The sequence below is a fragment of the Paractinoplanes ovalisporus genome (assembly GCF_016834655.1).
In the GTDB taxonomy this organism is placed as follows: Bacteria; Actinomycetota; Actinomycetes; order Mycobacteriales; family Micromonosporaceae; genus Actinoplanes; species Actinoplanes ovalisporus.
Genome location: NZ_JAENHP010000039.1, coordinates 36,424 through 48,590 on the forward strand (window position 1 = coordinate 36,424; position 12,167 = coordinate 48,590).

Here is a 12,167-nt window from a genome sequence, read left to right on the forward strand (position 1 = left end):
GCCGCTATCGCCTACTGTCTCGGTAGGAGATAGTCCGGTTCGGTGGCATGGGGGGCGAATTGTCAGCGTGGACCCGGCGGCGTGCGGCCGTTCAGTACAGTGATGGGGTTAACCGTCCACTTTCGATAAATGCATTATTAACGGGGGATTGATTGTGCGAGTCGTATGGACTTGACGTTCGGCGTGCTCGGTCCACTCGAGATCCGCGCCGCCGGGGAACTGGTCGCCGTCAAGGCCCCGAAGCAGCGTGCGCTGGTCGCGTCGCTGGTCCTCCGGGCCGGACGCGTATGTTCGCTGGTCGAGCTCTACGCCGCGATCTGGGGTGATGAGCCACCCGCCGATCCGAAGGCGGCGGTGCACAACTACGTCCGCCGGCTGCGCGGTGTGCTGGGCGAGGAGGCGATCGAGACCACGCCCGGCGGTTACCGGTTGATGATCGACCCTCAGCAGGTCGATCTGTTCCGCTTCCGGGCGCTGGTCACCGAGGCGCGGCGGCAGCCCACCGAAGACCCGGCCGCCGAATCGGAGACGCTGCGGCAGGCGCTGGCGCTGTGGCGGGGGGCGCCGCTGGCCGATGTGCAGTCCGAATACCTCCAGCGTTACGAGCTCAGCGGCCTGATCGAGGAGAGGCTCGCCGCCGTCGAGCAGCGGATCGACGCCGTCCTGCGTAGCGGCGCCCACACCCAGGTGATCAGTGAGCTGCGAAAACTCACCGGAGAATACCCGCTGCACGAGGGCTTCTGGTCCCAGCTGATCGTCGCCCTCTACCGCGACGGTCGCAACGCCGACGCCCTGGCGACCTACCACCAGGCCCGGACCGTCCTGGCCGAGGAGACCGGAATCGATCCCGGTCATGAGCTGCAGCAGCTCTACCAGCGGGTTCTGGACCGTGATCCGACGCTCGCCGGCCCCGGAGCGGCCGCTCGGCCGGCGCCGCCCGCGCCGCCGATGGCCGCTCCCGGGCCGGCGGTGGCGCCGTCGCAGCTGCCCTCCGACGTCGCCGACTTCGTCGGGCGGCGGTCCCTGGTGTCGTCGGTGACCGAGCTCCTCCTGCCCGGCCGGGAGGCCGCCTCGCCGCCGATCGTGGTGCTCTCGGGGATGCCGGCGGTCGGCAAGACCGCGTTGGCGGTGCGCGTCGCGCATGCGATCCGCGAGCAGTTCCCCGACGGGCAGCTCTTCGCCGACCTGCGCGGTTACGGGAGCGGTCCGACCATGAAACCGGGCGAGCTGCTGCCCCGGTTCCTGCGGGGCCTGGGCGCGGCCACCGACGCCATTCCGCTCGATCTCGACGAGCAGGTCATGCTCTACCGGTCCCTGCTCGCCGACAAGCGGGTGCTGATCGTGCTCGACAACGCCCGCAACCCGGAACAGGTCCGCCCGCTGTTACCGGCCACCAACCGCTGCGCGGTCCTGATCACCAGCCGGTCCCAGATGCAGGGGCTGATCGCGATGCAGGGCGGCCGGCCGTTCACTCTGGAACCGCTCAGTGAGGAAGCGGCCGAAGAACTGCTGGTCCAGCTGATCGGGGCCGAGCGGGTGGCGGCCGAGCCGGCCGCCGTCCGGCGTCTGGCCATGCTGTGCGGAAATCTGCCGCTCGCTCTCCGCATCGCCGGTGCGATGGTGGCCGGCCGGATGTACGAGCCGATCGCCGACTACGTGGCCGAGCTCGAGGGCGACGACCGGCTCTCGGTCTTCTCGCTCGACGACGACCAGCAGAGCGCCGTACGGGCTACGTTCGAGCACTCGTACCGTGCGCTCTCCGCCGAGCAGCAGCGGTGGTTCCGGTTGCTGTCGCTGATTCCGGGCCCGACCTTCACCGTGCCGGTGGCGGCGGCCCTGATGAACGCTCCGGAGCGGGCCGCGGCCATGCTCGGCAGCCTGGCCGCGGCCAACCTGATCGAGTCCGGCGACGCCCGGTTCCGGGTGCACGACCTGCTGCGGGTCTATGCCGCTCAACTCTGCGAGTCGGACGAACCCGACTCGGAGCAGGAGTCCGCGGCCCGCCGGGTCCTCGATTTCTACGCGTACGCGACCACCACGGCGTCCCGCTCCATCGAGCCGCACCGCCCGTCACCGACGCTGCCGCAGAGCACCACTGTGGTGCCACCTCCGCAGTTCACCGATCGCAACCAGGCGATCGCCTGGCTCGACGACGAGCGGGACAACCTGCACGCCGCGATCGCGTACGCGGCCACCTCGGGCCCGCTCTCGTCAGCCTGGCAGCTCGGTGACGCGATGACCGCACCGCTGGCCCTGACCGAGCGGTACACCGAGTGGATCGCCGTGACCCGGCTCGGCCTCAAGGCGGCGATCCGGGCCGACGACGAACAGGGCGAGGCCATCATGCGGCTCAGCCTCGGGCACGCGTACATCACCGCGGGGCGTCAGCAGCTGGGCATCGACCACCTGGAACGGGCGTCCCTCCTCTACCGGAAGATGGGCGACCGGCAATACCAGGTGGTCTGCGAGAATGCGCTCGGTATGGCCGCGTTGTGGCTGGGTCAGCTCGACGTCGCGGTGCGATGCTTCGAACGGATCCGGGAGCTGAACACCGAACCGGTCTCGACCTTCTACGAGGTCGGCGCCGTGCACGGCCTCGGTATCGCCCACCGCTACCGGGGAGACCTCGCCCGCAGCGTGCAACTGCTGACCTCCGCGGTCGGGTCGGAGGTCCCGGTCGGTCCCGAATACACCTCGGCCGGGATCCGTCTGGAACTCGCGTGCACCTATCGCCAGCAGGGCCGGTCCCACGACGCCCTCCAGCAACTGGCCAGCACGAAGGCGCAGTTCGGGCGCATCGGATCCCGGTTCGGTGAGGCCCGCACGGCGGTCGTCATCGCGGGCGCGCATCTTGATCTCGGCGAGGCCGGTGAGGCCCATCGCTTCGCCCAAGAAGCGGTCGAGCTCGCCCGCATGATCAATCATCGCCGCACCGAGGCGGAAGCCCTCAACGCCCTCGGTGCGTCCCAGCGGGCGCGAGGCGAGATGTCGGCCGCGCGTCGCAGCCTTCTCCAGGCGCGCAGCCTGTCGTCCGAGATGGGTTACCTCAACGGTGAGATCGAGGCGTTGCAGCAGCTGGCCGCGGCCGAACGTGAGCTCGGCGTCCTGCCGGCGGCCCGCAAGTGCGTCGAGGAGGCCCTCGTCCGGATCGAGCGGAGCGGGTTCGCCCTGCACCGGGGGACCACCCTGCGGCGGCGGGCGGCGATCGAACTGGACGAGGGCGACACCGAGGCCGCCGCACGCACCTGTGAGGAGGCGATCGCGGTTCACCGTGAGGTCGGCCAGCCGCTCGGGCTGGCCGCGGCGGAGACCCTGCTCCGACGCATCCGGGACGGCGCCGAGCCGTCCTGAGAGCCCGCCGCACACGCCAGGCCCGGATCAGGCGGCCCCGACGTCAGGCAGTCGATGTTGGGGCCGTGCCGGCGAAGAAGGTCTCACCCGGGCGGGCATACCGCACGCGCACGATGTGACCGCGTCACCAGATGCCGTGGTAGAGCAGGTTCACCACGAAGGTCGCCACGGTCGTGGCGAAGAAGATGGCCCAGCCGGCGAGATTGCGCGAGCCCACGCGCATGTGGGCGATGAACGCCCCGATGAAATAGAGCACCAGGCCGAGCGAGGCCAGCGTGCCGATCACGTGTACCGCGAACCCGACCAGCAGGCCGATCGACCCGGCCGCCAGCACCGCGCCGAGGCGCGGCATCCACGACATCGGCAGGCGCTTCATCTCCATCTGCGCCCGGGGATAGGAGTGGTTGATCAGGTAGGTGAAGGAGGCAATGGCGGTGAACACCGCGGCGGCGATGTTGAGCGTGACATAGGCAACGAACACGAATGTCCTTTCCTGGCGGTCGCGGTGCAATCACAGGCGGGGCCCATTAATCCTAAATGGTCCTGGGCGTCCGTCGCCATTGGGTTGTCGGTCTTCTGTATTGCCTGAACGTGGGGTCGCGGCGGAGCCGGCGGCGCAGGTAGAGTCGCGTCCTGCTCTTGAAAGCAGCCTCTGTGCCCATCGGGAAAGGGGCCTGAGATGTGGCTTCACATTCAATTCTTTAATGTGCGCTCGACATGACCGGCATCGATGTAGCGTTCGTGGAATTCCAGGTTCTGGGGCCGATTGAGGCAATGGTGTCCGGGCGGCCCGCCAACCTGGGAACACCTAAGCAGCGGGCCCTGCTCGCGCTGCTGGTGAGCCGGATCGGTCAGCCGGTCGACGTCGATCTGATTCTGCAGACGCTGTGGGGCGGGAACCCCCCGCCGTCGGCGATGACCTCGCTCCAGGCCTATGTGGCCAACCTGCGCCGGGCACTGGAGCCGGAGCGGATGCCGCGGACGCCGGCGGCGGTGCTGCGGACCTGTCCCGGCGGTTATCTGCTGGACGGGCGGGTGGTCGGGGTCGACGCCCGGCGCTTCGGTGAGCACGCCTCGGCCGGCTGGCGGGAACGGGACCGGGGTGAGCCGCACCGCGCGCTCGAGGAGTTCGACGCCGCGCTGGCGTTGTGGCGCGGTCAGGCCTTCGCCGAAGTGGCCGGGCTCGCCCACGTGGTCCCCGAGGTCGAACGCCTGACCGAGTTGCGCCTGTCGGTCGTCGAAGCGCGCTGCGCGACGCTGCTGGATCTCGGCGCCCACGAGGTGGCCGTGCCCGACCTGGAGGCGCTGATCCGGGCCCATCCGCTGCGGGAGTACGGCGCGGAACTGCTGAGCCGCACACTGCACCGGACCGGACGGCACAGTGACGCCCTGGCCGTTCTGCAGACCATCGAGCGGCGGCTGGCCGACGAGGTGGGCATCGACCCGGGGCCGGCGTTGGTCAGCCTCCGCAACGAGCTCCTGGAACAGCGGCCGGATCCCGTGCGGCTCCTTCCGGACGCCGACACCGAGACGTTTGTCGGCCGGGAGCCTTCGCTGCAACGGCTCGCTGCCGCCGCCGCGGCCGCCACGACCGGCCAGGGGCGCGTGATGACCGTGTCGGGGGAGCCGGGGATCGGCAAGACCAGCCTGCTGCGGCATTTCGCCGTCGGGGCCGGTCTGCCGGTCCTCTGGGGCACCTGCCCCGAACACGTCGCGGTGCCGGCCCTGTGGCCGTGGGAGCGGATTCTGCACGCGGCCGTCGCCGCGGTCCCGCAGCACCCGGTGCCGCCCGCGATCGCCGAGCTGGTCGGGGAGGAGAACCGGCCGCTCGTGGCCACCGACACCCTGCCGAGGTTCGAGGCCATCGTCCGGTACCTGCTGGACGTGTCCCGGGTGACGCCGCTGGTGGTGGTGTTCGACCACCTGCACCGGGCCGATCCGGACTCGTTGCGGTTGCTGGCCCACCTGGCCGAATCGGTGCGGGCGGGCCGGTTGCTGCTGATCGTGTCCTACCGGCCGGGTGAGGCGGGCGGGCTGGCCGAGGTGCTGCCGGCGCTGGCCCGCGCCGGGTCGACGCATCTCGAGCTGGGCGGCCTCGACACCGCCGAGGCCGAGGCGCTCACCAGCGCCGTCCTGGGCCGGCCGGTCAGCCGCCGGACGGTGGACGGGCTCTGGTCGCGTACCGAGGGAAATCCGTTCTTCCTGCGCGAGATGATCGAGCACCGCTCGGACGAGGTGCCGGTGCGGGTGCGCGACGTCGTCCTGCGACGGGTCGCCCGGCTGCCCGCCGGCAGCGCCGAGCTGTTGTCGGTGGCGGCCACCGCCGGTCGCCAGTTCGACATCGCCGTGATCGCCGAGGCGGCCGCGGTCGACATCGAGGTCGCCCTGGAGGCCATGGACGCCGCGGTCGCGGCCGGTCTGGTGGTCGAGGACGACCGGCGGCTGGGCTGGTTCCGGTTCACCCACCCGACGATCTCCGAGGTGCTGTACGAGACGACCGGACGGTTGCGCCGGGTCCGCCGGCATCTGCGGATCGGTGCGGCCGCGGCCCGGGCCTGGGCGGACGATCCCGACCTGGCCGCCGAGACGGCCCACCACTGGTTGTCCGCCGCCGAACTGGACCCCGGGGTCGCCGCCCGGGCGGTGGCCCACGCCGAGACCGCCGCCGGTATCGCCGCGGCCAACCTGGCCTTCGACGATGCGGCCGAGCTCTGGCAGCGGGCCATGGCCGCCGCCGACCTGGCCGGGTCGGGTGAGTGCGACCGCTATCCGCTGCTGATGGGCCTGGGCACGGCCCTCTGCCGGGCCGGGAACCACTACGACGGGCTGCCGAACCTGGTCGAGGCCGTCCAGGAGGCGCTGGCGGCGTACGGGACCGGGACCGATCGGGACGCCTCCCGGCTGGTGCGGGCGGCGGTCGCGGCCGTCGGCGAGCTGCACCGGCAGCCGGTCGGTTCCGGTGTGGTCGACCGGCAGCTGGTGGACGTCTTCGAACGGGCCCTGTCCCGGCTCGGCGACCCCGTGCCCCGATCGCTGCTCCGGTCCTGCCTGGCCGTCGTCCGCAACCGGCGCGGTGACCAGGTGCGGTCCACGCCCGTCATCGAGGCCGCGCCCGCGGCCTGAGCCTGAGGCGCTTGCCAAGTGGGCACCAATCCGCTGGTCGGCAGCGCTTAAGCCGCCCAGCCGACACTCCGTCGAAGGGTGCTTCCGGGTCCCCGTCGGGACCACCCGGATGCACGACGGAGAGTCGCCAGGGAGGCGGTCCGCTTGAAGAGCGCCGAGATCCACCGAACGATCCGCAGGGAGGGCCTGCAGCTCGGCATCCTGCCGGAGCTGGCCGCGGCCCAGAACGCCGGCACACCGCTGGTGCTCGACCACGACCTGGACGTGCTGCCCGCGGCCGGCCGCCGGTTCACCGCCACTCAGCTCGCCGCGCACGTCGACGACCTCACCGGCCGGCTGGCGGCGGCCGGGGTCCGGGCCGGCGACCACGTCGTGATCTACAAGACAGCCAACTTCGACGTGTGGGTGCTCGCCGTCGCGGTGTCGCGGGCCGGTGCGGTCCCGGTGATGCTGTCGCCCGCTCTGGACGCCGCGACGGTGGGTGCGTTGCTCGGCCGGTTGACCCGTCCGTCCCTGCTGACCGACGGGTCCACTCTGGACACGCTCGCCGGGGAGGCGATCGCGACCCGGACCGACCGCGTGATCATCGTTGCCGGTGACCGACCGGGGACGGTGTCGCTCGCTGATCTCGCCGGATCGCCGCGTGTCTCCCCGGTCGCCCGGCCGCTGGACGACGCGGCGATGATCACCCACACCTCCGGCACCACCGGGCTGCCGAAGCTGGTGGTGCACACCCCGCGGACCATGGGCGCCCGGCTCACCCCGCAGTGGCGGCTGCTGTCGATGATGCGCAACCGCAAGCGGGAGACCGTCGCGATCCATATCTCGTTCGTGCATTCGCGGATGTTCGCGGCCATGGCCCTGGTCCTGTTGCGGGAGATGCCGGTGCTGCTGCTGCGGGAGTCCGACCCCGAGCGCACCGCCCAGTCGTTGCTCGAACACCGGCCCGGGTTCATCGAGGCGCTGCCGAACTCGTTGATGGAGTGGGAGTGCCTGACCGACGACCCGCGCCGGCCGTTCGCGTCGGTGAAGTACTTCAGCAGCACGTTCGACGCGATCCACCCCCGGACGATGAGCCGGCTGCTGCACGCCTCGCGGCGACGGGCGCCGATGTTCTTCCAGATCTACGGCCAGAGTGAGGTCGGCCCGGCCGTCGGACGGCCCTACTTCCGCCGCTCGGCCCACCAGGCCGACGGGCGCTGCGTCGGGTTCCCAATGCCGGGTTCGGCCAAGGTCCGCGTGGTGAGCCGCAACGGCCGTCCGCCGTCGGCCGCGAATCCCGGGTACATCGAGGTCGGCTGGGTCGGCCTGGCCAAGACCTACTTCGGGGAGCAGGACCGGTACGACGAGAACCGGTTCGGTGACTGGTGGCGTACGGGGGATGTGGGGTTCCGGACCCGCCTCGGATGTCTGCACATGCTGGACCGGGAGATCGACATGATCCCCGGCGTGCGCAGCATCCTCGAGGTCGAGGACCTGGTGCTGGGCCGCCTGGCCGAGCTCAGCGAGCTCGCCGTCGTGCCCGGCCCGGACGCCGAACCGGTGCCGGTGCTCTGCACCCACGACGATCAGCCGCTCGACCCTCAGCGGTGGCGGGCCGCGGTGACCGAGTTCCCGCAGCTGGCCGACCCGGTCCAGATCCCCCAGGCCGAACTGCCGCGCACCGGCACCTTGAAGGTCCGACGGGTGGAGCTGTCCCGCCGGATCCTGCGTGCCGCCCGGCCATGAGAGACCTTCCGTCAACCGAAACAGAACGGGGAGAACCAGGTATGCCAACGTTGTGCAGACCGGCGGTGAGCGTGCCGGAGTTCGTCATCACCATGGAGCAGACGCTCGAGTTCGCGGAGCGGATGCACGCCGGGAAACCTCAGCTCGGCCTGGCGCTCCGGCTGATCCGCAACACCGGCGTCCGCAAGCGGCACCTCGTCCAGCCGATCGAGAAGGCGTTGCACCACCCCGGCTTCGAGGAACGCAACCGCATCTACGAGGCCGAGGCGAAGAAGCGCTGCCCCGAGGTGATCGACCGGGCCCTGGCCAACGCCGGCGTGACGGCGACCGACATCGACCTGATCATCTATGTGTCGTGCACCGGCTTCATGATGCCGTCGCTGACCGCCTGGCTCATCAACGAGATGGGATTCCGGTCCGACACCCGGCAACTGCCCATCGCCCAGCTGGGCTGCGCGGCGGGCGGCGCGGCGATCAACCGGGCCCACGACTTCTGCACCGCCTACCCGGGCAGCAACGTGCTGATCGTGTCGTGCGAGCTGTGCTCGCTGTGTTACCAGCCCAGCGACGACAACATCGGCGCGCTGCTGTCGGACGGCCTGTTCGGCGACGCGGTCGCGGCCGCGGTGGTGCGGGGCGAGGGCGGTACGGGCATCGCGCTCGAACGCAACGCGTCCTACCTGATCCCGCACACCGAGGACTGGATCTCGTACGCCGTCCGGTCCTCCGGTTTCCACTTCCAGCTCGACCGCCGGGTCCCCGGCACGATGGAGCCGATGGCACCGGTGCTGCGCGAGCTCGCCACCCGGCACGGCTGGGACGCCGCGAACCTCGACTTCTACGTCATCCACGCCGGTGGGCCGCGGATCCTGGACGACCTGGCGAAGTTCCTCGCGGTGGACCGGACCATGTTCCGGCACAGCTGGGCGACGCTGACCGAGCACGGCAACATCGCCAGTGCGGTGGTGCTCGACGCGGTCCGCCGGTTGTTCGAGGAGGGCTCGATGACCCCCGGCGCGACCGGGGTCATCGCCGGTTTCGGACCGGGGATCACGGCCGAGATGGTGGTGGGCACCTGGACCGTCGACCCGCTGCTGCCGGTCGGCCGGATCCCGATCAGCGCCTCGGTGCCGGGCCCGGCCGAGCTGGCCCCGGTGGCCGGAGCGGTGGCGGTATGAGCGGCCTGATCCTTCCGCCCGGCCAGGGAAGGCGGCTGACCACCCGGGCGCAGGACGTCACGTTCAAGGCCACCGCCGCCGACGGATCCGGCACGTCGATCTTCGAGGTCGTGGTCCCGCCCGGCTTCGACGTCGGGGCGCACACCCACGGCCGGTTCCAGGAGTTCTTCTACGTGCTGGAGGGAACCCTGGAACTGTTCGCGTTCGAGCCGGTCGGCCGGTCCGGCGAGTCCTGGCGCGACTGGGTCTCCGAGGCGGGCGACCGGGTGGTCCACGCGGGCGCGGGCAGCAGCATGTTCGTCCCGTCCGGGTGCCCGCACGCGTTCCGCAACTCCAGCGACGAGCCGGCGCGCATGCTGTTCCAGAGCTCGCCCTCACCCGATCACGAACGGTACTTCGAGGAGATCTGCGAGATCTTCGCGGCGGGACAGGCCGTGGACCCGGACGCCGTCCAGCGCCTCCGGGACCGCTACGACGTCCAGCAGATCACCCCGCTGCGGTACGAACCCCACCCCGAACCGACCTACAGCGGGAGCCCGTCATGACCCCGGTCCCTCTGGTCCATGCCAGCCTCGGCGAGAAGGAACTGGCCGCCGTGGCCGAGGTCTTCGCGTCGGGCTGGCCGGCTGGTCAAGGCCCGCAGGGCAAGGCCCTCGAAGCCGAACTCACCAAGCGGTACGGCGCCGGTGACGCGGTCGCGGTCAGCAACTGCGGCGCGGCTCTGCACCTGGCCCTGCTCGCCCTGAAGGTCCAGCCCGGCGACGAGGTCATCGTGGCCGACTACACCTTCCCGGCCCCGGCCCACGCGGTCCGCCAGGTCGGGGCGGAGCCCGTGTTCGCCGACGTCCGACCGGACACCGGCACCGTCGACCCGCAAGCCGTGGCCGCCCTGATCGGCCCGCGGACGGTGGGGATGATCGTGGTGGACACCGTCGGCCTGCCCGCCGACTACGCGGAGCTGACGGCGATCAGCGAACGCCACGGCATCTTCCTGGTGGAGGACGCGGCCTGTGCCGTCGGAGCCACCTATCGCGGGCGGGAAGCCGGGGCGCTGGCCCCGATCGGCTGCCTGTCCTTCCACGGACGCAAGGGCGCGTCCAGCGGTGAGGGCGGGGCGCTGATCGCCACCGACCCCGTGCTCGCGGCGGACGTCCGCAAACGCTCGTCGTTCGGGATCGGCAGCATCTTCGACCAGGCACAGATCGTCGGGCTGCCGATCCCGGAGTTCACCGAGATCGGTTACAACTACAAGCTGTCCGACATCGCCGCCGCGATCCTGCGGGTGCAACTGGGCCGGATCGGCGAGCTTCTGGACCGGCGGAGTGCGGTCGCCGCGCAGTACGCGCATCTGCTGGCCGACGAGGAACTGCTCACGTTGCCGGTGGTGCCGGACGACCGTACCCACGCCTGGCAGACGTACATGGTCACCTTGGACCCGGCGGTCGACCGGGCGGCGGTCGCGACCGAGCTGCGCGCGCGGGGCATCGGCAGCGGGCACGGCACCTGGGCCAGCCACCTCCAACCGGCCTTCGGCGCCCGGCAGTCCTGCCCGGTGTCGGCCGACCTGTTCGCGCGCAACCTCGCGATCCCGATGCACGCCGAGCTGAGCCCGGACCAGGTCGACCAGGTGGTGGGCGTGCTGCGCCCGGCACTGCGGAGGGCAGCGGCATGACCCCGGACCGGATCCTGCAACTGATCTTCGGGTACTGGGCCACCGGCATCGTCGGCACCGCGGCCAGGCACTCCCTGTTCACCCACATCGAGGCCGGCGTACGGACTCCCGGCGAACTCGCCACCCGGGCCGGGATCTCGCTGCGGGGCACCCAGGCGTTGCTCGACGGCCTGGTCGGTCTCGACCTGGTCGAGGTGCGCGACGGCGCGTACCACAACGGCGCCGAGGCGTCGGCCTACCTGGTCGACGGCCGGCCGACCTCGTTGAGTGCCTTCGCCGCACTCAAGCTGGGCCACGTGGGAAGCATCGCGGGCCTGCCCGACGCGGTCCTCGCCGGTGGCCCGGCGACGGTCCCCACTGTCGAGGTCGCGGACAACCCGCACTGGGAGAACCTGGTCCAGGCCATCGCGGCTCAGTCGGTCCCGGTGGCGGCGATCGCGGCCGAGATCCTCCGGCTCCCGGAGGCCGGCGACATCTCGATCCTGGACGTCGGCGGTGGCTCGGGCGTCTACTCCGGTGTCTGGCTCGACCTCAATCCGCGGGCCCGGGCCGTCCAGCTCGACTGGGCCCCGATCAACGCCATCGCCCGCCGGCTGCTGGCCGAACGCGGTTTCGGCGACCGCTTCGAGTGCATCGACGGCGACCTGCACACGGCCGACTTCGGCACCGGCCGTTTCGACATCGCCGTCTACTCCCACATCGCCCACCAGGAGGGGCCGGAGGACAACATGGCGATCTTCGCCCGGTTGCGCTCCGCCCTGCGGCCCGGCGGCACCCTGGTCGTCAACGACTATGTCGTCGACGACGACCGTGGTGGTCCACCGTTCGCCCTCACCTTCGCCGGGGAGATGCTGCTCAAGAGCCGGCAGGGTGGCACCTGGCGGCGGTCGGACTATCAGGAATGGCTGGCCAAGGCCGGCTTCGACGAGGTCACCTTCCACCCGACACCGTCACCGGCCACGGTGATCATCGCCCGCTGACCTGACACCCCCCCCCCGCGCCGAGCCGGTCCCCGCCCAGGGGCCGGCTCGGCGTCTGTCCCGGGCCCGCCAAGCCGCGTCAAGTCGCGCACAAGGGTGGGCCAAGCGCGATGACCCAGGGTTGCGGGCATGGAG

At 71.1% G+C, this 12,167-nt stretch carries 8 protein-coding genes; 7 read left to right on the top strand and 1 reads right to left on the bottom strand.

Annotation, left to right across the window (positions count from 1 at the left end; translation table 11 throughout):
- Positions 1-165 precede the first annotated feature (165 nt).
- On the top strand, positions 166-3,351 hold the full coding sequence (locus JIG36_RS49980) for an AfsR/SARP family transcriptional regulator (protein ID WP_203384000.1): 3,186 nt from the start codon (positions 166-168) through the stop codon (positions 3,349-3,351).
- Positions 3,352-3,475: 124 nt separating this feature from the next.
- Here JIG36_RS49980 and JIG36_RS49985 read toward each other — a convergent pair whose 3' ends face one another.
- Entirely contained in the window at positions 3,476-3,832 is a 357-nt protein-coding gene (locus tag JIG36_RS49985) for a DoxX family protein (protein ID WP_203384001.1), read from the bottom strand.
- Between the two features lie 236 nt (positions 3,833-4,068).
- Here JIG36_RS49985 and JIG36_RS49990 point away from each other — a divergent pair, with 236 nt between their 5' ends.
- The 6 genes from JIG36_RS49990 (at position 4,069) to JIG36_RS53775 (ending at position 12,032) form a co-directional block, all read left to right on the top strand.
- Entirely contained in the window at positions 4,069-6,474 is a 2,406-nt protein-coding gene (locus JIG36_RS49990; RefSeq protein ID WP_203384002.1) for an ATP-binding protein, read from the top strand.
- Positions 6,475-6,618: 144 nt separating this feature from the next.
- On the top strand, positions 6,619-8,202 hold the full coding sequence (locus tag JIG36_RS49995) for a class I adenylate-forming enzyme family protein (RefSeq protein ID WP_203384003.1): 1,584 nt from the start codon (positions 6,619-6,621) through the stop codon (positions 8,200-8,202).
- A gap of 65 nt (positions 8,203-8,267) precedes the next feature.
- Positions 8,268-9,380 carry a type III polyketide synthase gene (locus JIG36_RS50000; protein WP_307873244.1) on the top strand — a complete coding sequence of 371 codons (1,113 nt, stop codon included), beginning with the start codon at positions 8,268-8,270 and terminating at the stop codon, positions 9,378-9,380.
- Positions 9,377-9,925, top strand: coding sequence for a cupin domain-containing protein (locus tag JIG36_RS50005; protein ID WP_203384005.1), 549 nt, complete (start codon positions 9,377-9,379; stop codon positions 9,923-9,925). Before JIG36_RS50000 ends, JIG36_RS50005 begins: the two co-directional genes overlap by 4 nt.
- Positions 9,922-11,052: a DegT/DnrJ/EryC1/StrS family aminotransferase gene (locus tag JIG36_RS50010; RefSeq protein WP_203384006.1), complete on the top strand. Its 1,131-nt coding sequence runs from the start codon at positions 9,922-9,924 to the stop codon at positions 11,050-11,052. Before JIG36_RS50005 ends, JIG36_RS50010 begins: the two co-directional genes overlap by 4 nt.
- Positions 11,049-12,032, top strand: coding sequence for a class I SAM-dependent methyltransferase (locus JIG36_RS53775; protein WP_203384007.1), 984 nt, complete (start codon positions 11,049-11,051; stop codon positions 12,030-12,032). Before JIG36_RS50010 ends, JIG36_RS53775 begins: the two co-directional genes overlap by 4 nt.
- The last annotated feature ends 135 nt before the right edge of the window (positions 12,033-12,167 follow it).